The sequence below is a fragment of the Streptomyces sp. iso_384 genome, from assembly GCF_056172905.1.
In genome coordinates this window covers 1650925-1672676 of sequence record NZ_JBWBTT010000001.1, presented here as the reverse complement: position 1 = coordinate 1672676, position 21752 = coordinate 1650925, and the positions used below count along the sequence as shown (strand labels likewise).

Annotated in this window: 18 protein-coding genes; 1 reads left to right on the top strand and 17 read right to left on the bottom strand. The window is 70.1% G+C overall.

What is annotated here, in order from left to right:
- Positions 1–31: 31 nt before the first annotated feature.
- From AC0VY3_RS07345 to AC0VY3_RS07330, 4 genes are all read right to left on the bottom strand, one after another.
- Positions 32–1831 carry an LCP family protein gene (locus AC0VY3_RS07345; protein ID WP_103512717.1) on the bottom strand — a complete coding sequence of 600 codons (1800 nt, stop codon included), beginning with the start codon at positions 1829–1831 and terminating at the stop codon, positions 32–34.
- A gap of 19 nt (positions 1832–1850) precedes the next feature.
- Positions 1851–2468 carry a nicotinate-nucleotide adenylyltransferase gene (nadD, locus tag AC0VY3_RS07340; RefSeq protein ID WP_026291102.1) on the bottom strand — a complete coding sequence of 206 codons (618 nt, stop codon included), beginning with the start codon at positions 2466–2468 and terminating at the stop codon, positions 1851–1853.
- A 37-nt stretch (positions 2469–2505) separates the two neighbouring features.
- Positions 2506–2667 (bottom strand): hypothetical protein, encoded by a 162-nt coding sequence (locus AC0VY3_RS07335; RefSeq protein WP_032786345.1) that lies wholly within the window; start codon positions 2665–2667, stop codon positions 2506–2508.
- A gap of 84 nt (positions 2668–2751) precedes the next feature.
- Positions 2752–2904 (bottom strand): hypothetical protein, encoded by a 153-nt coding sequence (locus AC0VY3_RS07330; RefSeq protein ID WP_003969217.1) that lies wholly within the window; start codon positions 2902–2904, stop codon positions 2752–2754.
- A 110-nt stretch (positions 2905–3014) separates the two neighbouring features.
- Between AC0VY3_RS07330 and AC0VY3_RS07325 the strand changes: the two genes are divergently transcribed.
- The gene (locus tag AC0VY3_RS07325) at positions 3015–4139 is read left to right on the top strand and encodes a M48 family metallopeptidase (RefSeq protein WP_103512718.1); all 1125 of its coding nucleotides are present in this window, start codon (positions 3015–3017) and stop codon (positions 4137–4139) included.
- Here the strand turns inward: AC0VY3_RS07325 and AC0VY3_RS07320 are convergent.
- The 13 genes from AC0VY3_RS07320 to AC0VY3_RS07260 all read right to left on the bottom strand — a co-directional run bounded on the left by AC0VY3_RS07320 (position 4054) and on the right by AC0VY3_RS07260 (position 21694).
- On the bottom strand, positions 4054–5202 hold the full coding sequence (locus AC0VY3_RS07320) for an SCO2583 family membrane protein (RefSeq protein WP_475549242.1): 1149 nt from the start codon (positions 5200–5202) through the stop codon (positions 4054–4056). The two genes, AC0VY3_RS07325 and AC0VY3_RS07320, sit on opposite strands and share 86 nt — an antisense overlap.
- Positions 5203–5437: 235 nt before the next feature.
- Entirely contained in the window at positions 5438–6025 is a 588-nt protein-coding gene (locus AC0VY3_RS07315; protein WP_103512720.1) for an SCO2584 family spore wall biosynthesis protein, read from the bottom strand.
- 139 nt (positions 6026–6164) lie between these two features.
- On the bottom strand, positions 6165–7448 hold the full coding sequence (locus AC0VY3_RS07310; RefSeq protein ID WP_137235699.1) for a glutamate-5-semialdehyde dehydrogenase: 1284 nt from the start codon (positions 7446–7448) through the stop codon (positions 6165–6167).
- A gap of 159 nt (positions 7449–7607) precedes the next feature.
- Positions 7608–8099, bottom strand: a complete 492-nt coding sequence (locus AC0VY3_RS07305; RefSeq protein ID WP_103512722.1) for a hypothetical protein — start codon at positions 8097–8099, stop codon at positions 7608–7610.
- A 128-nt stretch (positions 8100–8227) separates the two neighbouring features.
- Entirely contained in the window at positions 8228–9382 is a 1155-nt protein-coding gene (gene proB, locus AC0VY3_RS07300) for a glutamate 5-kinase (protein WP_242739806.1), read from the bottom strand.
- Between the two features lie 136 nt (positions 9383–9518).
- Positions 9519–12287 (bottom strand): CDP-glycerol glycerophosphotransferase family protein, encoded by a 2769-nt coding sequence (locus tag AC0VY3_RS07295; protein WP_475549241.1) that lies wholly within the window; start codon positions 12285–12287, stop codon positions 9519–9521.
- Positions 12288–12468: 181 nt separating this feature from the next.
- Positions 12469–13707, bottom strand: a complete 1239-nt coding sequence (locus AC0VY3_RS07290) for a glycosyltransferase family 2 protein (protein WP_475549240.1) — start codon at positions 13705–13707, stop codon at positions 12469–12471.
- A 199-nt stretch (positions 13708–13906) separates the two neighbouring features.
- The gene (locus AC0VY3_RS07285; RefSeq protein WP_475549239.1) at positions 13907–16000 is read right to left on the bottom strand and encodes a hypothetical protein; all 2094 of its coding nucleotides are present in this window, start codon (positions 15998–16000) and stop codon (positions 13907–13909) included.
- A gap of 225 nt (positions 16001–16225) precedes the next feature.
- On the bottom strand, positions 16226–17725 hold the full coding sequence (locus AC0VY3_RS07280) for a bifunctional cytidylyltransferase/SDR family oxidoreductase (RefSeq protein ID WP_242739814.1): 1500 nt from the start codon (positions 17723–17725) through the stop codon (positions 16226–16228).
- Positions 17726–18062: 337 nt separating this feature from the next.
- Positions 18063–19499 carry a GTPase ObgE gene (gene obgE, locus AC0VY3_RS07275; RefSeq protein WP_030077803.1) on the bottom strand — a complete coding sequence of 479 codons (1437 nt, stop codon included), beginning with the start codon at positions 19497–19499 and terminating at the stop codon, positions 18063–18065.
- 144 nt (positions 19500–19643) lie between these two features.
- Positions 19644–19901: a 50S ribosomal protein L27 gene (rpmA, locus tag AC0VY3_RS07270; protein WP_015608479.1), complete on the bottom strand. Its 258-nt coding sequence runs from the start codon at positions 19899–19901 to the stop codon at positions 19644–19646.
- A gap of 14 nt (positions 19902–19915) precedes the next feature.
- Positions 19916–20236, bottom strand: coding sequence for a 50S ribosomal protein L21 (rplU, locus tag AC0VY3_RS07265; protein ID WP_018487143.1), 321 nt, complete (start codon positions 20234–20236; stop codon positions 19916–19918).
- A gap of 771 nt (positions 20237–21007) precedes the next feature.
- Positions 21008–21694 (bottom strand): barstar family protein, encoded by a 687-nt coding sequence (locus tag AC0VY3_RS07260; protein WP_475549238.1) that lies wholly within the window; start codon positions 21692–21694, stop codon positions 21008–21010.
- Between the last annotated feature and the right edge of the window lie 58 nt (positions 21695–21752).

The window sequence follows — 21752 nt, the reverse complement described above, 5'->3', positions numbered from 1 at the left end:
GCCGGAGCGTCGGCCGGTGACCGCGGGCGGGCTACCGGACCTCGTAGTCCTGGCCGAGGACCGCGGACACATCGGCGTTGGCGGCCGGCTCGCCCTTCTTCACATCGCCCGCGGCGAGACCCAGGGTCTTGGCCACCTCGACGGCCTTCGCCTTGTCCTCGGCGGACCGGTAGAGCACCACGGACGACGCCTCGGCCTCGGCCTTGCCGCTGTCCACGAAGGCGTAGCCGCCGTTGACCAGCTGGACCCGGGCGGCCTCCGCGGCCTTCTGGTCACCGGTGGCGTTGCGTACGGCGACCCGGAGCGGTGCGCCCGCCTCGGGGGCCTTCACCGTGCCGCCGAGGATGTCCTTGACGACGCCGCGGGTGTCCGCCTCGGTGAGTGTGCCGTCGTCCTGGACCGGCAGCAGGGCCGTCTTGTAGTCGCCGACCTTGGCCCGGGAGGCCAGCTTGGCGAGCGAGGCGCCGAGGTCCTTCTCGGGCAGTGACGGGTCGAGGACCTGGAGCAGCGTCTCGATGGTGACGGTCGCGGCCTTGGGGTCCTCGGAGATCTTGCGCAGGGTGGCCCGCATGACCTCGCCGAACCGGGTCAGTTGCTTGGCCTCGGGCTCGCCCGGTGCGCGGTACGTGGCGTACGCGACGGCCATCGGACCGCTGAGCGTCTGCCCCTCACCCTTGTTCACCAGGGCTGATTCGCCCTTCTTCGCGCCGGGCACCTCGGTGTCGGTGTCGACCTCGATGTTGCCCACCAGCTCGACGAGGTTCTCCAGGTACGGGGTGTCCAGCCGCCAGGTGCCGGTGATCCGGGTGCCCAGGAGGGTGTCGATCGACTCCCGGGTGCCGGTCCTGCCGTCGTCCTCGACGGACTTGCCGAGCGTGGTGGTGGTCCCGTCGTCGCCCGCGACCGCGAGGGAGTTGGGCAGCAGGACGGTGGTGCCCTGCTTGGTGGTGGTGTTGTCGACGAGCAGGGCCGTCGAGGTGCCGCCCTTCTTCGTGTCGTGCAGGTGCACCACGATCATGTCGCGTTGCTGGGCGCCGGCGGCCACGGCCTTCTTCTCGTCCGAGCCGGACAGGCCCGGGATCATGTCGGCCGACCAGAGGTAGCCGGCCCCGCCGACGACGACGAGCACGGCGACGACGATCAGGGCGACCATCCGGTTGCGGCCCTTGCGCCGGGCCTCCTCGCGCCGCTCGCTGCGGCTCTCGGTGAACTTCAGCCAGTCGATGACGTCTTCGGAGTCCTCGTCGGGCTCCTCGATGAACGAGAACTGCTCGGTGCGGTAGTCGGGTGCGGGCTTGCGCTGCCCCGGAAGGGCGGGCTCCGCCTCCGCCGACTGCGGTGGCTGCGGCTGCGCCGGCTGCGGTGCGGGAGCCTGCTGCGGGGCCTGTTCCGGCGCGGGGGCGGCGCCCTGCTGCGGGATGGTCCAGTGCTGGCCGGTGTCGACCGCGGCGGGCTGCTGCCCGGTGCCGTAGCCGTAGTCGGTGTAGGAGCCGTAGCCGTACCCCTGGTCGGCGCCCTGGCCGTGCTGCGGCTGGGGGGCCTGGGGCGCCTGGCCCGGGTGCTGACCGGCGTAGGGGTCGTAACTCTGGTGCTGCTGCTGGGGGTTGCCGTACGCGTCGTAGCCGTAGCCGGCGTCCTGGGTCTGGTGCCCCTGGCCCTGACCCTGCTGGGCGGCGTAGGGGTCGTAACCCTGGTCCTGCCGGCCCTGCGGGTCGTACTGCTGCCGGCCCTGTTGCCCCTGCTGCTGGTAGACCGGCTGCCCGTACGCGTCGTAGCCGATGATCTGCGGCTCTTGGTAGTACGGGTCGTACGGGTCCTGTCGGTCGTTCACCGGTGCCCCTCTCCGTGGCTCATTCGCCGCGGTACAGCTGGCGCTTGTCGATGTAGCGGACCACGCCGTCCGGCACCAGGTACCAGACCGGCTCCCCCTGCGCGACCCTCTCACGACAGTCCGTGGACGAGATCGCCAGCGCGGGCACCTCCACGAGGGAGACGCCGCCCTCGGGCAGTCCGTCGTCCGTGAGCACGTGACCCGGGCGGGTCACACCGATGAAGTGGGAGAGCGAGAACAGTTCCTCAGCGTCGCGCCAGGTGAGGATCTGGGACAACGCGTCGGCGCCGGTGATGAAGAAGAGGTCCGCGTCGCCGTGGACCTCGCGCAGATCCCGCAGCGTATCGATGGTGTACGTCGGTCCGCCACGGTCGATGTCACTGCGGCTGACGGAGAACTGCGGGTTGGACGCGGTGGCGATGACCGTCATCAGATAACGGTCCTCGGCCGGGGAGACCTTCTTGTGGCTCTTCTGCCACGGCTGCCCGGTCGGGACGAAGACGACCTCGTCGAGATGGAACTGGGCGGCCACTTCACTGGCCGCCACCAGGTGTCCATGGTGGATCGGGTCGAATGTCCCGCCCATCACGCCGATACGGCGCTTGCCGGGGCCGGTAGGCACTTCCTGCTCTCCCATGCGTGCAGAGCCTACTGGCACAGCTGTACGCCCCGACTCAGCGGTCGCGGTTGAAGCGGGTGGTGACCCACAGCAGGAACATCAGCGCGAGGAAGGCCAGGCCGCCGACGAGGTAGGGGTTGAGGCTTTCGTGGTTGCCGCCGCCCTCCCCTCCGGAAGCGAGGGTGGCCAGCTCGTGTGCGGTGCTCGTGAGGCTCATCTTCGGCAGGACCTATCGATCGTGAGGCGGAAGGAAGACGTCAGGCACATCGTATGCGGGAGCCTCGGGCACGCTCACGGCGACTCAGTCGTTGTTGTCGTCGTTGCGGTATCCACGCAGCAGGAACCAGGCGAGCAGCACCGCTCCGAGGATCGAGACGAGCAGCACGATCCGGAGGGTGTCGCCCGGTCCCTGCTCCTCGGACGCGGCGGCGAGCAGTACGGCGGTGTGCGGCATTCGGGCGCTCCTCAAAGTTATCCACAGCCCCCCGCACACCGTAGCGCCAGCGCATACGCTGGGTTTTGTCCGGGGGACGAGCAACGTCTCGTACGAACAGGGGGCCATCCATGACCGACAGCAGTCACGAGAACGTGCCGAGCAGGCAGCGTCGGCGATTCCCCGGGATCTCCTCCCGGGCCTACGAGCACCCCGCCGACCGCTCGGCCCTGGTGGCCCTGCGCAAGCTGACCGGGTTCGACACGGTGTTCAAGGCGCTCAGCGGGCTGCTCCCGGAGCGCAGCCTGCGGTTGCTCTTCCTCTCCGACTCCGTCCGGGTGAGCGACGCGCAGTTCGCCCATCTCAACGACATGCTGCGGGACGCGTGTTACATCCTGGACCTGGAGAAGGTCCCGCCGATGTACGTGAAGCAGGACCCGCAGCCCAACGCCATGTGCATCGGGCTGGACGAGCCGATCATCGTGGTCACCACGGGCCTGGTCGAGCTGCTCGACGAGGAGGAGATGCGGGCGGTGGTGGGCCACGAGGTGGGCCACGCGCTCTCCGGTCACTCGGTGTACCGGACGATACTGCTCTTCCTGACCAACCTCGCCGTGAAGGTCGCCTGGATCCCGCTGGGCAATGTGGCGATCATGGCGATAGTGACGGCGCTGCGCGAGTGGTTCCGCAAGTCGGAACTGTCGGCGGACCGGGCCGGGCTGCTGGTCGGCCAGGACATCACGGCCTCGATGCGCGGTCTGATGAAGATCGCGGGCGGCAATCACCTCCACGAGATGAACGTGGACGCGTTCCTCGCCCAGGCCGACGAGTACGAGAAGGGCGGGGATCTCCGCGACTCCGTCCTCAAGATCCTCAATGTGCTGCCCCGGACGCACCCGTTCACCACGGTGCGGGCCGCCGAGCTGAAGAAGTGGTCGGAGACCCGCGACTTCCAGCGGATCATGGACGGCCACTACCCCCGGCGCGACGAGGACAAGGACACCTCGGTGACCGACTCGTTCCGGGAGTCCGCCTCGCACTACGCGGACACGGTGCGCACCAGCAAGGACCCGCTGATGAAGCTGGTGGGCGACATCGCCGGAGGCGCGGGAGACCTGGGCGGCAAACTGCGCGACAAGTTCACCGGAGCCGGGTCCGGCGGCGGTTCCCCTACCAACGGGAACGGGGCGTCCGGTCGGCCTCAGGACCCGGAGGAGGGGAGCTCGGGGACGGGCTCCGGCCCGTCGGGGAGCTGACACCCGTCAGGGTTCCGCACAGCGCCGCCGTGGGCCGGCCCGTGGCGTACGGGTCGGTGGCAGCGGGGCCACGGGCGTCCGCCCGCTCCCCGGCCAGGAGCGGGTGGAGCATCCCGGTCGCGTCGGCCGAGCAGGACTGCGGACCTGCCTGGACGTAGGCGGTGCTCACCTCCAGGCGGTGCAGTCGCAGATCCTCGCGGTCGAAGCGGAAGTGCAGCTCGCGCCGCACGGTGAACAGGGACGCGTTGTCCTCCCGGTGGGGCCCGTCCGCCGGGCGCAGGGCGTAGGTGAAGGTGTGGTCCGAGACGACGCCGAGGACGCCCGCCGCCTCCTCCTCGTAGCGGAGGGTGCCCCGGACCCTGATCTGTGGGTCCGCGAGCTCCACCCGCTCCGGGTCGAAGCGCACCAGCCAGCCGGTGGCGGCGTGGCTCCCGTCGTCCGCGGGGTCGCTCAGGCTCTGTTCGAACTGGGCGCGCTGGTCCGGGTCGAGGAGGTGCTCGACGGGCCGGCGTACGGAGCCGGTGAGGACGTCGGGGTTCAGGGACGACTCCACCAGGTAGTCCTTGACCGTGGCGAGGGCGGCGGTGATCTGACTGTCGGAGAAGTTCTGGGTGCGCGCCACCGAGGGGAAGTTGATTCCTGCCGCGCCCGTGCGGTGTCCGGAGACCGGCTCGGCACGGTACAGCCGCTCGGGTGATCCGCCCGGGACGGCGCCCCGAGGGGCCAGGGGGACGACGGTGGTCCGCAGGGGTTCGGCGCGTCGGGTGGCCGGTTGGGGGTACGGGCTGCGGAATCCGATGTAGACGGCCACGGCGAAGGCCAGGGCGATGAGGACGACCAGCGCTATGGCGGCCCGGGAGCCTCCGCCGCTGCGGACGGTGACCTGCGTCTCGGGCACGGTGCGGACGGCGCGGGCGTGCTCGCCCATCCGTTCCTGCGCCGAGTACTCCTGCATCCGGGCAGCCTGGATGAACGATTCGTCGAAGACGAGCGAGCGGTATTCGTCCTCGCCGCCCGCGGAGTTCTCGGGCGGGCCGTCCGGCGGTTCTGAGCGGCCTGTCATGACTTCTCTCCCGATCTCCACACCGGTCGGTTCGGTGCGCAACGGTCTGCTTCGGCCGAGTGGCGTGCGGCAGCGAGAAGCCCCCCTGGGAACGAGGGGTCACATCTTCAGGGTAGGTCGATTGCGGTCTGCGTAAACGCGGAGACCGTCGGGAACTGCGGGACGGCCGGGGAGGCGGGGGCCGAGCGTCGGCGAACGGGTGACGTGAGGGGGCGGGGCCCCGGAGGAAGCGGGCTCAGGGTACTCGGGGCTCGGCGGACACTGTGGGGCGGGAGTAGTCCGCGGAGGCCGACGGGGCGGCGCCCGGTTTGTCCACACCGCTGGTGACAGGCGGCGGCACCTGGTCCTGGCGGTTGTTCGATGCGCCCCGGTAGACCGCGGTGAAGGCGAGGGAGACCATGCCGACGCCCATCACCAGCGCCAGCAGCCAGGCGACCGGCCGGTGCCAGCGGGCGGAGTTGCGGTAGGGGCGCAGGGAGCCGCCGTGGCGGCCGTAAGGACCCGGGGCGAAGTCGTCGTCCTCGTAGCCGTGGTCCGGGTCGTAGTCGAGGTCCTGGGGGTCGCGGTAGCCCCGGGAGCGGCCGTAGGGGCCGTATTCGTCGTCGTCGGCGCGACGGCTCCGGCGGGCGCGGGCCGCGTCCGCCTCGGCGCGGGCCTCCGCGGCGGCGAGCAGGCGCTCCACGGCGGTGGGTTCATGGACGGGCGCCGACCGGACGAAGTCCTCGTCGAACACCACGGAGGCGAAGTCCTCGTCCGCGCCCCCGCGGTCGTCGTCGGGCTCCCAGCCGTCCGGAAACGGCCTGCCCCCCACGTCGTCCGGCACGGTTTCAGCGTAGCCCCGTCGGGACCTTTTGGGCAGGCACCCCGCAAACTCCCCCGGATCGACGCGGGCGAACATGCGGTCGGCCCCTCCCGGCGGGAGGGGCCGACCGCATGAGGCGCGCAAGCGTCGGGAAGGGCGTCTAGCGGATGTGCCCGTCCCCCGTGACGATGTACTTCGTCGAGGTCAGCTCGGGCAGGCCCATCGGACCGCGGGCGTGCAGCTTCTGCGTGGAGATGCCGATCTCGGCGCCGAAGCCGAACTGCCCGCCGTCGGTGAAGCGGGTCGAGGCGTTCACGGCGACCGTGGTCGAATCGACCAATTGGGTGAACCGGCGGGCGGCGGCCTGCGAGGTGGTGACGATCGCCTCGGTGTGGCCGGAGGTCCAGAGCCGGATGTGGGCGACCGCCGCGTCCAGGGAGTCGACGACCGCCGCCGCGATGTCGTAGGAGAGGTATTCGGTCTCCCAGTCCTCCGTCGTCGCCGGGACCACCGTGGCCTTGGTGGAATCCGCGTGCGCGAGCACCCGCTCGTCGCCGTGGACGGTGACCCCGGCCTCCGCCAGGGCGTCCAGGGCGAGCGGCAGGAACTCGTCCGCCACGTCCTTGTGGACGAGCAGGGTCTCGGCCGCGTTGCAGACACTGGGTCGCTGGGCCTTGGAGTTGATCAGGATGTCGACCGCCATGGCCAGGTCCGTCTGCGCGTCGACGTAGACGTGGCAGTTGCCGGTGCCCGTCTCGATGACGGGGACGGTGGACTGCTCGACGACCGTGCGGATCAGCGAGGCGCCGCCGCGCGGGATGAGGACGTCGACCAGGCCGCGGGCCCGCATCAGCTCCGTCACGGAGTCACGGCTCTCGCCGGGGACGAGCTGCACCGCGTCGGCCGGCAGTCCGGAGCCGCCGACCGCGTCGCGCACCACCCGGACGAGGGCGGTGTTGGAGGCGTAGGCGGAGGAGGAGCCGCGCAGCAGGACCGCGTTGCCGGACTTCAGACAGAGGGCCGCGGCGTCGACGGTGACGTTGGGCCGGGCCTCGTAGATGATGCCGACCACGCCGAGCGGGACGCGCACCTGGCGGAGGTCGATGCCGTTGGGCAGGGTCGAGCCGCGGACCACTTCGCCGACCGGGTCGGGCAGCGCGGCCACGTCCCGTACATCGGCGGCGATGGCGCGGATGCGTTCCGGGGTGAGAGTGAGGCGGTCGATGATGCCTTCGCTCGTCCCGGCCTCGCGGGCGCGCTCGACGTCCTTCGCGTTGGCCTCGACGATCTCGCTCGTACGCACTTCGAGGGCGTCGGCGATGGCCAGCAGCGCGTCGTCCTTGGCCGCGCGCGGAAGTGGCGCGATGTCGGCGGCGGCGGCACGGGCCCGGTAGGCGGTCTGCGCGACCGGGGAGAGGTTGTCGTAGGGCGAGAGCGTGGTCATGCCCGCAGAGTAATGCGCGCTCTGCGGGCATCCGTCACGTATCCCGTGATGCGAGACGGCCGACCCGAGGGGCGGACGCCCCGGATCGCCCCCCGGATCGCCCCCGGAACTGCACCGGATCGGCCCGGATCGCCCGGGATCCACTCCGGATCGCCCGGGTCAGTAGGGGTGCACGCCCACGGGGGCCGCGGGCGGTGGTCCGTACCCCTCGGCGATCCGCAGGTGGTAGGTCTCGCGGTCGATGACTTCGAGGCCGACGATCTCCCAGGGCGGGAGCTGCGCGCTGGAGCGGTGCTCGCCCCACAGCCGCAGCGCCACCGCGGCCGCGTCGTGCAGGTCGCGGGCCTCTTCCCAGTAGCGGATCTCCGCGTGGTCGCCTGCGTAGCGGCTGGTCAGCAGGAAGGGATGGTCGTGGGCGAGCTGTTCCAGGCCGCGTCTGACCTCCCCCAGCGGAGTCTCGGTGCCCGAGACGCTGAGGGTGATGTGCCAGAGCTTCGACTGCGGGGACTCCTCCTTCGCCGTCGTGACCGGCTCCCGTCCGACGGTGTCCGCCGGGAGGGGATTCCGGTCGAAATCCGCCCCCGCTCCGACACTCGTCAGGGCGCGGCTGGCCGTGCCTCGGGGCGGCGCCCCCGGGCGCGCTCGTCTCACCGGCGGCCTCCTGTGATGTGTTGCTGTGCGGTACCCCTGTTTCCCCACTACAAAGTGGACCAGTCCACAGCCTGGCGTGGGGTGGTTTTGGTAAAGGTCCCTGCCGGAGAGCGGGACTTTCAGCCGATTCAGGAGGTGAGGCGCGGTGCGAGGAGGACCAGATCGTCCCTGTGTACGACCTCGCGTTCGTAGGCGGGTCCCAGTTCGCGGGCCAGATCCCGGGTGGAGCGGCCGAGCAGCTGGGGGATCTCCTTCGCGTCGAAGTTGACGAGACCGCGGGCGATCGGGGTGCCGTGCGGGTCGCGCAGTTCGACGGGGTCGCCGGCGCTGAACTCGCCCTCGACGGCGGAGATTCCGGCGGGCAGCAGCGAGGTGCGGCGCTCCACCACGGCCCGTACGGCGCCCTCGTCGAGGGTGAGCGAGCCCTGCGGGGTGGAGGCGTGGGCCAGCCACAGGAGCCGGTCGGCGGAGCGGCGGCCGGTGCGGTGGAAGTACGTGCCGGTGTCGCGGCCCGCGAGCGCGTCGGCGGCCCGGCTGGCGGAGGTGAGGACGACGGGGACGCCGGCGGCGGTGGCGATGCGGGCGGCCTCGACCTTGGTGACCATGCCGCCGGTGCCCACGCCCGCCTTCCCGGCGCTGCCGATGGTGACGCCGGTCAGGTCCTCGGGGCCGGTGACCTCGGCGATCCGGGCGGCGCCGGGGGTGCCGGGCGGTCCGTCGTAGAGGCCGTCGACGTCGGAGAGGAGGACCAGCAGGTCGGCGTGGACGAGGTGGGCGACGAGGGCGGCGAGCCGGTCGTTGTCGCCGAAGCGGATCTCGTCGGTGGCGACGGTGTCGTTCTCGTTGACGACGGGGACGGCGCCCATCTCCAGGAGCTTGTCCAGGGTGCTGTAGGCGTTGCGGTAGTGGCCGCGGCGGCTGGTGTCGTCGGCGGTGAGGAGCACCTGGCCGACGCGGACGCCGTAGCGCGCGAAGGAGGCGGTGTAGCGGGCCACGAGGAGGCCCTGTCCGACGCTGGCGGCGGCCTGCTGGCGGGCCAGGTCCTTGGGCCTGCGGACGAGGCCGAGCGGGGCGAGTCCGGCGGCGATGGCTCCGCTGGAGACGAGGACGACCTCGCGTTCGCCGCCGTCCCTGACCTTGGCCAGGACGTCGACGAGGGCGTCGACCCGGTCGGCGTCGAGGCCGCCGGAGGCCGTGGTGAGCGAGGAGGAGCCGACCTTGACGACGACCCTGCGGGCGCCGGTCACTGCCGATTCGCGGCCCGACGGCCTCTGCTGTGCCACGTGCTTCCTCGCTCTGGATCGCCCCGGTGTCCGACGGGGGCCCTCGACCCGCCCCCGGCACGCACAGTACGCGAGCGGCCGCCCCCGGCGCCCGCCGGTTTCGCCCGGTGGACAGCGTCGGGGGCGGCCGGTGGGTTCAGCTCTGCTGCTCGTCCTTGACGGCGAGCATCCGGTCCACGACCCGGGCGGCGGCGCGGCCGTCGGAGGGCTCGCAGAAGTCGACCCGGAACTGGGCGTACTTCTCCTTGTACTCCTCGCTGACCGCGTCGATGTTCCGGATCGCGGAGACCAGGTCCTCGGAGGTCTTGATCAGCGGCCCGGGGGCACGGGAGGTGAAGTCGAAGTAGAAGCCGCGCAGGGTGTCGCGGTAGTGCTCCAGGTCGTACGTGAAGAAGAGCATCGGACGGCCGGAGTGCGCGAAGTCGAACAGCACCGAGGAGTAGTCCGTGATCAGCACGTCGGCGATCAGGTAGAGGTCGGCGATGTCCGGGTAGTACGTGACGTCGTAGACGAAGCCCTGTCCGGCGCCGGGGATGGAGTCGAGGACCTTGTGGTGCTTGCGGTAGAGCAGCACGTGGTCCTCGCCGAGCTCCCGCTTCGCGGCCTCGACGTCGATCTGGTTGTCCAGCTTGAAGCGGCGTCCGCCGTAGCGCTGGTCGTCGCGCCAGGTGGGCGCGTACAGCACGACCTTCTTGCCCGCGGGGATGCCGAGCTTCTCGCGTACGGCCGCGGCGCGCTTGACGCGGTCGGGTGCGTGGAAGACGTCGTTGCGCGGGTAGCCCGCCTCCAGGACCTCGCACTGGAGGCGGAAGGAGTTGGTCATGATCGGGGTGGTGAAGGCGTTCGGCGTGATGAACAGGCTGTACTGGCGCGAGCGCTGCGGAAGGCTCGCGATGTAGGCCAGGTTCGCCTTGGGGGTGCCGAGGAGGTCGGCGCCGATCCGCTTGAGCGGGGTGCCGTGCCAGGTCTGGACGACGACCTGGCCCTCGCGGCGGACGAACCACTCGCGGATGCCGCCGTTGGTGACGACGTACCGGCTGCGGGCCAGTGCCTCGTACCACTCCTTGCTGCCCCACTCGACGCCGCGGACGCCGGGCGGCAGCACGACCTGCTGGTCGTGGACCATCGCGATGTGCTCGACCTCGGTGCCGCGGCGCTTGAGCTCCTCGTAGACCGCGCGGGGCGAGTCGGAGAACTGCTTGCCGCCGAAGCTGTTGTAGAGCACGGCCTCGCGCAGCGGCAGCTTGCGCTGCTCGGGGGTGTAGACGTCGCGCATCAGACGCTGGCGGTAGGCGCCGCGCAGCTCCGGGTCGAGGACCGGGCCGGACTCCACGAAGATCCGGTCGAAGTCGAGCCGCTCGACGGTGTACGTGCGGTGCTCGCCCCGGTGGGCCAGCGGCAGCATGCCGACGAGGTCGGGGCGGATCGTGACGGGGAGGTCGCGGGTGTGGTCCCACTCGGTGCGCAGGCGCAGGCGCGGCATCCAGCGGCCGGCGCGCAGCGGCACGGTGCCCTCGTAGGTGGGCATGGTGTCCGGGCGCAGCCGGGCGGTGAAGCGGCCGTCGGCGAACTCGACGGGCAGCGGGCGGTCCTCGTTGCGGCCGGTGTGGCGCAGGACCATCGTCATCTGCTCGGCGGGGCCGGTGTAGACGCCGGAGAGGACCAGCTCGCCCTCGGCGCTCCACTCGACGCTGTCGACCAGCGGCTGGACCGTGCGCACCTGCGGGGTGAAGTTGCCCGCGCCGTCGGTGAGGATCGCGAACTCGCGCCCCTCGGGCAGCGGGTGGACGCCGGTGACAGGCTCGGCTCCGTTGGTGGCGCGGCGCGTGGTGCCGTCGGCGAAGACGATCAGCGCGCGGTACTTGACGGCCTTGCCGGGCCGTACGCCGTCGACGGGCAGGTCCGCGAAGTCCAGGCGGGCGGTGTGGCGGAGCCAGCCGTCGGCGCCGGTCTCGCCTTGCTGGAGCGGGAGGTCGGTGGCGAAGCCGCTCGGCTCGTGGTCGATCCGCAGGGCGGTGGGGTACTTGCCCGCCGGGGTGGTGACGCGGGAGCGCAGGGTGACGGTGAGGGTGTCGCCGTCGGCTTCCTGGGCGATGACCTCGGCGGGGACGACGTCCACGGAGAGCTTGAGCCGGTTGCGGTCGAAGCCGGCGACGAGGCGGACGCCGTCGTCGAGGATCCGGGTGGAGCTGTGGCCGGCCGCGCCCGCGTTGTTCTTGGTGATGCTGCCGACCGACATGCCGCCGGGGCGCGGGATGCCGATGCCCAGGCGCCAGGTGCCGGGCTGCCACTGGCCGCGTACGCGCAGCCGGGACGGGTCGATGCCGATCTCGAAGCCGGACCAGTCGTAGTTGTGCAGGGCGCCCTTGGCCTCGGCGGTGGCGCGGGGCTCCAGGACGGTGCGCAGGCGCAGCGGGAGGGTGGAGCGGCTGCCCTGGCGGCGGAGCACGGCGACGCGCAGCGAGCGCTTGCCGGTGGCCGAGGGGACGTTGGGGATGTAGGCGTAGCCCTTGACGAGGAGCTTGCCGTCCTCCCAGCCGAGGTCCAGGAGCTTGCCGCGGACGGGAAGTTCGCTGCGGTTGAAGTTGCGCACGGAGGAGGGGAGCGAGGAGCTCTCGACGCCGGGCAGCTCGATGCGGGCGCGCCGCAGGCCGCGGACGGAGAAGGCTCCCGGGTTCTCGCGCTCGTAGTGCAGCAGATCGACCAGCTCGTCGCCGCGGCCGCTGGCCGCCAGGTGCCACTTGACCCGGGCCATCGGGGAGAACTGGCGTACGACCTTGGGGGCGGCACGCGCCAGGAAGTCCTTGGCCGCTCGGTGGAATTCGGGGCGCTCCTCGACCGGAGTCTCCGGGAAGTACTTCATGAGCCTGCTGAGCTCGTCGGGGATCGCTTCGAGGGACGCCACGAGGGGAGGGCCTTTCCGGGGGGACGTGCAGATGATGAACCCCAGGAGGACGGGGCGTTAATGAGACCTCTCCAACGGTCTCATGGTTGCCCAACAGTATGACGTGACACCCCTCACAGGACGAACCCGCCCCGGTCGCCGCCGGGGCGGGCAGGGGAGGTCCGGGGCCCCCGGGATCCGGTCAGACGCGGTGCGCGCGCGGGGTGCGCAGGGCGCCGAGCACGGTGCGGCGGGCCTTGCGGACCACGCGGCGGGCGAAGGAGACCCGGGGCCCGGCCTGCGGGGCCTCGATCCGCCGTCCGCCGACCCATTCGGTGACGGTGATCTCGTACGCCCGGTCGGGAAGCACGGAGCTCTCGCCGAAGTGCGGGTAGGCGAGGTGGAGACGGGGCGGGTTGCCCCAGCGGACGAGCTCGGGCTCCTTCTTGTCGCGCAGGAAGGCCGCGATGTCCAGGAGCAGGTCGAGCCGGCCCTCGGCGAGGCACATCAGCCGCAGCCGTTCGTTCACCTTGAGGTTGCGGCCGAGCTCCGGCGTCCAGTACGCCTTCATCAGGGGGGCGGCGAGCGCCATCTTGCGGGCGCGGACCTCGTCCTTCTGCTTCACGAGGCCGGGGCCGAACTGGGGAAGCAGCGTGATGACGAAGGGCCGCACCATCAGGGCGTCGCGCCGGGGGCCCGGGGGCACGTACTCGGCGATGAGCCCCATGAGGGCGCGGGCCGAGTCGAAGCGGCGCTTGTAGCTGCCCTTCTTGGTCATCTGGTTGCGGTCCTCGCGGCCCACCAGGTAGTAGCAGGTGTAGTCGGCGACGACGGAGATCCCGTTGCCGCGCAGATACGCCTCCATCGTGAACAGGGCGTCCTCGCCCGTCTTCAGCTTCTCGTCGAAGGTCATGCCGAGGCGTACGAGGAGGTCGCGTCGGAACAGCTTCTGCGCGCTCAGGGTGAATTTGATGTTGGAGGAATACAGGTCGGCGCGCTCGACGGTCTCTTTCCACATCGACTTCGCGGCGCCGCGATTGACGCCGACGATCTTTCCGAGCACCACGTCGGTGCCGGCCCGGTCACCCATGGCGACCATGCGCTCCAGGGCTTCCTCGCCGAAATAGTCGTCCGCGTCGAGAAAGAAGACGTACCGCCCACGGGCGAGACCGAGGCCGCGATTGCGCGGTCCGCTGGGTCCGCCGGAATTCTCCTGTCGGACGACGCGCATGGGAATCGCCGTCCGGGCGGCGAATTCCTCCAGGCAGGCGCCGGTGCCGTCGGTGGAGCCGTCGTCGATCGCGACGATCTCCATGCGGTCCGCGCCGATGGTCTGCGCCTCGACGGACTCCAGACACCGGACCAGGTAGGGCATCGCGTCATAGGCTCCGATGATCACACTGACATCGGGCTCGTCGTTCGTCCTGGGCATGTCGGGCATGTGCACCTGTCGATTTGATCACGAAAGAAGGCGGATTGCCCGACTCTGCACCTTTTATGCATCGACATGCCGAACGACCCGTACATCCCTCCCTCAGGGGAGACGTACGGGTCGCGATCGGGGTTGCCTGCATTTCAGCCAGTTCGATCAGTTGCGCGACGTCCGGACGCCTGTCGTTCAGCGCACGGGCGTATGCCGTTCAGCGCACGGGCGAGGAGCCCTCGGTGACGGCGGTCTCCGCCGCGGCCTCGACCGCCGCCTCGGCTTCGGCCTCGGCCTCGGCGACCGCCTGCGGGTCCTCCGTACCGACCCCGCTGGAGACGGCCTCCTCGTCCGGCACCGCGACGGCCTGGTCGCCGAGCCGCTGGGCGACGCCCTGGTTGCGGGCCTCCGCCTTGGCGGCCAGCGCCCGCACGGCGGCGTTGAACTGCTCCATGGAGGTCGGCTCGTCCGGCCCCAGGAGGTAGGTCTTCAGCTCGCGACGGGCGTCCGCCAGTGTGTCCGCCGCCGGGTCGGCCACCGCGGCCAGCAGAGCGTCGAGCTCCTCGGCCCCGTTGGACAGGATGACCGCGGCGCGCACCGCGGTGTTCTGCCGCTTGAACTCCTCGGCCCCGAGGGCGGCGGAGTCCGTCACCGCGTACGGCTTGCCGCTCGCGATGAAGTCGGAGACCACACTGGAAATGTCCGAAACCATCGCGTCGGACTCGTTGAAGCAGTCGTACAGCTTGGGCTGCGCGCCGGTCACCGTACGGTGCTCCCACCAACCGAAGGAGCGCCAGTAGGCGTCGTTCCACTCGGCCCGCAGCCGAGCGGTCTCCGCCTCGCGGGCCGGGTCGGCGAGCGAGAGCCGCGACTCCTCCGCCTCGTCGCCGCCCGAGCGGCCGGTGGACGCGAGCTGCGCGAGCCGAGCCTCGATCCGGACCAGCTCGGCCTTGGCGGCGCTCTGCCCGGCGGCGGCCGACGAGACCTCCTTCGCCCAGCGGGGGTCGGCGGCACGCTCGGCGGCGGCCTTGTCCAGCATCGCCCGGATCCGGGCGTTGACCGCCTTGGCCTTGGCGCTGCGGATGCCGGTGAAGGGGTGCGGCTTGTAGATGATCCGGACCGGGTCGGCGGCGTTCAGCAGCCGGCGCACGATGTTCTCGCCCGCCAGCAGCAGCGAGGTGTTGCCCGGGTTGTCGTCCCAGCCCTCCCAGGTGGGCGCGTACAGCACGGTCGGGATGGGGTTCTTGACCGCGCCCGTCCAGCTCTTGATGGGCTCCAGCTGCGGGCGGCCGACCTCGACGATGTCCTGGTCGAGGACGCCCACGTCGGCCAGCGCGTAGCGGTCGCGGCCGGCCCGGCCCGCGGTCCAGACCTCGTCGTAGACCTTGGAGTACGGGTTGACGCTGGCGAGCTTGTCGCTGTCGCCGTGGCCGATGAAGACGTGCTTCATCGTCGGGACCCGCAGGATGTGGATGTTCTTGCCGACGTTGGCGGGATACAGGCAGACCCGCACGGTCGAGAGGTCCAGGTTCATCAGGTGGGTGCCGGCCGGGACGCAGATGACCGGGACGGAGGTCTCGGCCAGCTGCGGGACGAGACCGCGCTCGCGCATGATGATCAGCGGCCGGCCCTCGACCCGGGCCATGGTCTCCAGCCACATGTTGCCCTGGTAGGCGGACTCGTTGGAGCCGGAGAAGTAGAGCACCACGGTCGGTTGGTACTCGCGCAGCCAGGTGTCGACGGCCTTGAGCACGGCGGGGGCCGTAGGCGCCAGCCGGCCGCGGCGCATGTAGGGCACGAGCGCCACGAGGTAGAGCAGGGCCAGCAGCAGCGTCACGCCGATGCCCACGTAACCGATGACGTCCTGGCCGGTACCGGCGGCGATCAGGATGCCCGCCACCGCCGGGATGTCCAGGTGCAGCATCTTCTCGGCGGAGCGCCGCAGCAGCGAACCGGGCGGGGCGTCGGGGATGCGCACCGCGTGCAGGTCCACGTTGCGGGTGACGACCGGCATGGTGCGGCGGAGCCGGATCAGGGTCGTCAGGGCGCCGTGCGGCGCCTGGAGCCCGTAGAAGAGCAGGAAGCAGGCCACCGCCGAGTAGAACAGCGGCTGCTCGGCGAGATCCAGGCGGGCGAGCAGCAGGATGACCATCAGCTGCCGCAGCAGGAAGCGGATCGACAGCCCGGCGCGCACCTTGCCCAGGCGGTTGATCAGATAGCTCCCGCGCTGGTGCAGATACCAGTCCGCGACGTACGTGACAGCGGCGGCCGCCGCGAAGAACCAGACGTTCGGAATGAGCGCGGCGAGCATGACGCAGGGATATCCCAGCCCCATCAACACTGCTGCCGCCAGTTCTGACCTGCTGCCCACACGGGCCAGGCGAATGGCTGTCGAGATCACGAAGAACCTGCTCCAGGGGGTGCTGGTTGATTCACGTATTGGCGGAAATGTGAAGGTGCGGCTTCACGCATTCGGGCCTCTGCCGTCGCGCAAAGCGACAACAGAGGCCCGGAAAAGCACATTTGTCAAGAATTATTACACATCTGCTTGACGGTCCAGCACGGAGGCCAGCGCCTGCTCGAACCCGGAGGAGTCGGCGGCGCCCGCCGTCGGGTCCTGCTGCCGTACGTCGATGACGTGACCGGTCAGCGCGGAGAGCAGGACGTCCAGCGAGGTGCGCGCCACGGCCTCCGAGGAGAGCAGCGAGCCCTCGGGCTCCTGGCCGAACGCCTTGGTGCGCATCGGGGTCGCGGTGCGCTCCGGGTTCACGCAGTTGACCCGGATACCCTCGCCCGCCCACTCGTCGGCGAGCGCCTGGGTGAGGTTGACCATGGCGGCCTTGGTCGAGGAGTAGAGGCTGTACTCGGCGCGGCCCCGGGTGTAGCTGCTGGAGGTGTAGAGCAGCAACTGGCCCTGGGTCTCGGCGAGGTACTTGTACGAGGCGCGGGCGATCTGGACGGGCGCCAGGTAGTTGACGTTCAGCGCTTCCTGGATGGTCGTGTTGTCGGTCTCGGCCAGCTTGCCGATCCGCAGCACGCCAGCGGTGTTGATGACGTAGTCGACCCGGCCGGTCTCGGCGTACGCCTTGGAGAGCGCGTCGTCCACGTGCTCCGGGTTCTCCACGTGCGTACCGGTGGTGGAGCGGCCGAGCGCGTAGACCTTCGCGCCGTAGCTCTCGGCCAGGGTCGCGATGTCGGCGCCGATGCCGTACGAACCGCCGAAGACGACGAGGGTCTTGCCGGTGAGGAGCTCCCGGTAGGCGGCCTCGTCGGCCTGGCGCGGGGCGGCGGTGGAGGCCAGCTGGAAGAGCTTGTCGGTGATGAAGACGTCGACCGGCTGGGTCACCTTCATGTTGTACTCGTCGCCCGCGACCACGTAGATCGGCACGTCGGGGAGGTACTTGAGGACCACCGAACAGTCGTCGGTGGCCTGGAAGTTGGGGTCCCCCGCCGCGATCTCGTACGCCCTGCGGATGGTGGAGAGCTTGAAGGCCTGCGGCGTCTGGCCGCGGCGCAGCCGGGAGCGGTCGGGCACCTCGGTGATGAACTCGCCGTCCTCGCCGTGCGTGCGGGTCACGATGATCGTGTCCGCGGACGGGATGGCGACGTCGACGGCCTGGTAGCGCTCCAGCGCTTCGACGCAGTCCGTGATCACACGCTGTGACAGCAGGGGGCGCACCGCGTCATGGAAGAGGACGTTGCGGTCCTCGCCCTCGGCGAGACCCTCGCCGAGGGCCGCGATGGCACGCTCGGTGGTCTCGTTGCGGGTGTTGCCGCCCTCGATGATCCGGGTGACCTTGGTCAGTCCGGCCTTCGCGACGATCTTCTCGACGTCGGGCACGAAACCGGGCGCCATCAGCACGATGACGTCGTCGATGCCCTCGGCGTTCTCGAAGATGGTCAGCGTGTGCTCGATGACGGCCTTGCCGGCGATCTTCAGCAACTGCTTGGGGATCGACAGGCCCACGCGCTGGCCGGTCCCACCGGCGAGCACGACCGCTGTGGTGCGGGGCTTGGCTTCATGCGGCACAGACACAGACGACCTACCTTGCTATGACGGGGGAACAGTGTGATGGTCGCACTCTCCGTGACCGTCTCGCAAGGTGGACGTCGTCCGCCGCTCGTCCCGCGGATACCCGCAGTTCACCCTCTGGCCAGGGAGGTTGGGCGCTGCCGAGTGGCCGCCCGGGGTGACCGACCCCACAGATGTGTTGCTCAATCCGCACATCTGTGGGCACGTTCACCCGGTGTGACCGGCGGAAACCGCCGGTGCCCGGGCCCGAGGCTACCGGACGGCCCGCCTCCGCAGAGACGGGCCGGGGTGCGGAGCGTTCGGGCCCGGGTACGGAGCGTTCGGGCCGGGTGCGGAGCGCTTAGAAGGGGTCGAACTCGTCGTACTCCTTCTCCGCGTCGTCGCGCTCGGCGTCACGGTCCCGGCGGCGCTGCGCGGCGGGGCGCGGCTCCTCCAGGCGGTGGTCCTCACCACGGCGGCCGAGCATCTCGGCGCCGGCGCTCACGGTCGGCTCCCAGTCGAAGACGACCGCGTTCTCCTCGGGGCCGATCGCGACGCCGTCGCCGGCCCGCGCGCCCGCCTTCATCAGGGAGTCCTCGACGCCGAGGCGGTTGAGCCGGTCCGCGAGGTAGCCGACGGCCTCGTCGTTGTTGAAGTCGGTCTGGCGCACCCAGCGTTCGGGCTTCTCGCCGCGCACGCGGTAGATGCCCTCGTCGTCCAGGGTCACGGTGAAGCCCGCGTCGTCGACGGCCTTGGGGCGGATGACGATGCGGGTCGCCTCCTCCTTCGGCTTGGCGGCACGCGCCTCGGCGATGATCCCGGCGAGCGCGAAGCTCAGCTCCTTGAGGCCCTTGTGCGCGATGGCGGAGACCTCGAAGACCTGGTAGCCGCGGGCCTCCAGGTCCGGGCGGATCATGTCGGCGAGGTCCTGGCCGTCCGGGATGTCGACCTTGTTGAGGGCGACGATCCGGGGCCGGTTCTCCAGACCGCCGTACTGGCGCAGCTCCTCCTCGATGATGTCGAGGTCGGAGACGGGGTCCCGGTCGGACTCCAGGGTGGCGGTGTCCAGGACGTGCACGAGCACCGAGCAGCGCTCGACGTGCCGCAGGAACTCCAGGCCGAGGCCCTTGCCCTGGCTGGCGCCGGGGATGAGCCCGGGGACGTCGGCGATGGTGTAGACGGTCGAGCCGGCGGTGACGACGCCGAGGTTCGGTACGAGGGTGGTGAACGGGTAGTCCGCGATCTTCGGCTTGGCCGCGGAGAGCACCGAGATCAGCGAGGACTTGCCCGCGCTCGGGTAGCCCACGAGCGCCACGTCGGCGACGGTCTTGAGCTCCAGGACGATGTCCCGGCTCTCCCCCGGCTCGCCGAGCAGCGCGAAGCCCGGGGCCTTGCGGCGGGCCGAGGCCAGCGCCGCGTTGCCGAGGCCGCCGCGGCCGCCCTGACCGGCCACGAAGGTGGTGCCCTGGCCGACGAGGTCGGCGAGCACGTTCCCGGCCTTGTCGAGCACCACGGTGCCGTCCGGCACGGGCAGCACCAGGTCCTGGCCGTCCTTGCCGGAGCGGTTGTCGCCGGCGCCGGGCTGGCCGTTGGTGGCCTTGCGGTGGGGGCTGTGGTGGTAGTCCAGCAGCGTGGTCACGGACTGCTCGACGACGAGGATCACATCGCCGCCGCGTCCGCCGTTGCCCCCGTCGGGGCCTCCCAGCGGCTTGAACTTCTCACGGTGGACGGAGGCGCAGCCGTGGCCTCCGTTACCCGCGGCGGCATGCAGCTCGACGCGGTCCACGAAGGTGGTCATGGTTGGTGCCTCCAGGTACAGCAGGAAAATACGGAATTGTCTCTGTCGTAACACGCCGAGGGCGGACCCGCTTCCCCGTTCGCCGGGAAAGCTGAGATCCGCCCTCGGAAGGTGCTGTGTGTCGTTCTGCGCGCGTCGGGAAACTCAGACGGCGAGCGGAACGATGTTCACGACCTTGCGGCCACGGTGCGTACCGAACTCCACCGCACCGGCGGTCAGCGCGAACAGCGTGTCGTCGCCGCCACGGCCGACGCCCGTGCCCGGGTGGAAGTGGGTGCCACGCTGGCGGACCAGGATCTCACCGGCGTTGACGGCCTGACCGCCGAAGCGCTTCACGCCGAGCCGCTGAGCATTGGAGTCGCGCCCGTTCCGAGTGGACGATGCGCCCTTCTTGTGTGCCATGTGTTCTCAGTCCCTTACTTCGCAGCCGCGGGGATACCGGTGACCTTGATCGCCGTGTACTGCTGGCGGTGACCCTGGCGACGGCGGTAGCCGGTCTTGTTCTTGTAGCGAAGGATGTCGATCTTCGCGCCCTTGTGGTGGTCCACGACCTCGGCCGTGACCTTGATGCCGTCCAGCACCCACGGGTCGCTGGTGACCGCGTCACCGTCGACAACGAGCAGGGTCGAGAGCTCGACCGTGTCGCCAACCTTGGCAGTGGAAATCTTGTCAACCTCAACGATGTCGCCGACAGCTACCTTGTGCTGGCGACCACCGCTGCGCACGATGGCGTACACGCGGATCTCTCTCTCGCTCGGAACGGATCCCCTGATGCCAGCCGCTCGCACGGGCCGGGGCCCGGGACGATCCGGAAGGATGAGCGGCCTCTCCTGGCGGACGGCGCGAACACCGACCGTTACCGGGAGGGATGTGCTCAGGGGTAGGCGCGTTAAGGAAACACACCGAGGGTCAAGGTTACGGGGCGGGGGTGTGGGGGTCAAACCGGGTCGAGGGGGCCGGCAAAGAGACGGTGCGACTGGCCTACTGACGGCTACTGGCATGCTGGGGAGGGTCGGCCCCCGAGGCTTGCAGGACTGGCCTCCAGTGCACGGCTCATCGGGCGGCCTGGCTTGCAGTTCGGGTACGGCAGCATGATCACCATGCAGACGCGCTCCAGGCAGCCGAGTTCGGGAAGTGGATCAGGCCCTGACCGCCCGCCGAATGCTGGCGTTGGCGGACTCCGCAAGGCGGCTTGTCGCCGGAAGTGGCTGCTGCGGGAACGCTGCTGGTGGCGGCGCCAGTCGGGCCGGCCGAGCCGATGGACGACGTCGCCTGGACGGGCTGGACCGGCTGGTAGCGGCCCCGCGGCCGCTGAGGCGTCCGCGGGGCCGGATCGTGCCGGAACCGCATGAGCGCGGCTACCGCTTCGTGAAGGTGTCGGAGTTGGCGGAGGACAGGCCTGAGACGGCCTGCCAGACCCGGGGACACACCGTTCGCGCCACCGGTAGGTCACCGGTGCCACGCAGGCAGTCACCATCTTTCACCATGAGCCCAGGCCCTAAACGCCATTACTTGAGCTTCACGTCTACGCCATACTCCCCGAGGACTTCCACAACGGATGCAGCCGAAAAGACTCCCATTCCTTTCTGTGAATCGGGGAAATACTTCCACACCAACTCGAGCGGATGGCTGGAAATCTGCGACGATGCAAGACAGTCAGCGAGGCCATCAAGAGTAGATCCAAAATACCCGCCGACCCCGTTGATCGACTCACCGAGCGCACAATAAAAGCTACTTTCGCTGAGGATCTGCCTGCCATCGATTACGCATACTTCATCGGCGCCGTACCTCTTCGCAGCATGCCCTGCTTCGAACCATGAGTTCTGAACAACATGAAGCCAGCTATCGTGGGTCTCGACGGGGCGTTCCAGCCATCCACCCTTCACCAAGGGACGCCCCGAAGCCCACTGGCGCCAGATGCCTCCCGCCGCGGCGTACGGGCAAGTCCGGCCATGAAAGTCCGCAACCACTACCCTCGCCCCAGCGTCACCCTCTCCGTCGAGGACAGCGCGCACCCCCACCCGTCCGATGTAATAAGAACCGATTGTCTTTCCGGATGAGTTGATGACGCGCAACTCTGCGTCAGACAGGCCTTCGCCGAGACGCACAGACTCTCCCGCGGAACCGAATATCCGGACGTCTCCCGACTGTGCGTGATCCGACTGCACGAAGAAACCGGTGATCTCATCTGCCACGATAAAGACCGTTCCGGACCCTTCTTGGACTACTTGGTAGAGCGGAACAACCGCACCG